Annotated in this window: 2 protein-coding genes; both read left to right on the plus strand. The window is 46.7% G+C overall.

What is annotated here, in order from left to right:
* Positions 1-276, plus strand: a 276-nt coding sequence (locus CVN76_RS01130) for an EfeM/EfeO family lipoprotein (RefSeq protein WP_198512405.1), incomplete at its 5' end; no start/stop codon positions are given.
* The coding region (locus CVN76_RS01135; RefSeq protein WP_232732042.1) for a Dyp-type peroxidase domain-containing protein at positions 277-931 on the plus strand (655 nt) is incomplete at its 3' end. It abuts the gene before it with no gap.

Raw genomic sequence — 931 nt, forward strand, 5'->3', positions numbered from 1 at the left:
CATACAGATTTATATGATTTCGTGGCCAATGTTGAAGGGGCAGAAAAGATTTTTGAACTGCTTACTCCAGCGTTAAAAGAAAAGGATGCAAAGCTTGCCGAGGAAATCCAACAGCGTTTTGACGAAGTATACGCCCTGCTTGAAAAGCACAAAGAAGGCGATGGATACATCTCCTATACGGATTTAAAGGAATCCGAAGTTAAAGAGCTAAGTCAAGCGATTGATGCCTTGGCTGAACCACTTTCGCAAATAGGGATTGTAACGGAGGAATCGTAATTGAAGGAAAATACGCCGAATGATAAAATCGGGCTTTTCACTAAAAAAGTGAGTCGCCGCAATATGTTGAAAACGGCAGGGGTCGGCGGAATCGGAGTCGTGATAGGAGCATCTGGAATTGGCGGGCTGCTGACGCTCTCCGATTCAAGGGCGAAGGGACAAACGAAGGATATTGTCCCTTTTTATGGAGCGCATCAAGCTGGAATCACGACCGAAACGCAGGATAACCTGTATTTCGCTTCATTGGAGGTCACTACGGATAAAAGATCTGACTTAATTCAGTTATTTAAGGATTGGACGGAGGCCGCGGCCCAGATGACAGCGGGAAACTTGGTGGGGGAAGCATCCCTAAATGCGAATATGCCTCCAAAGGACACAGGGGAAGCGAAGGAATTATCACCATCCAATTTAACGATTACGTTTGGCGTCGGTCCGACCCTGTTTTCAAAGGATGGAAAAGACCGGTTTGGCTTGAACTCGAAAAAACCTGCTGAATTGAAGGATCTGCCCAAGTTCCCTTTGGATGCGTTGGAGGATTCATGGAGCGGTGGGGACATTTGCATTCAAGCGTGTGCCGATGATTTGCAAGTCGCTTTTCATGCCGTCCGAAATTTGGTAAGGATAGGAAGAGGGAAGACGATCATTCATTGGGCGC

The organism is Bacillus sp. mrc49 (assembly GCF_002803435.1).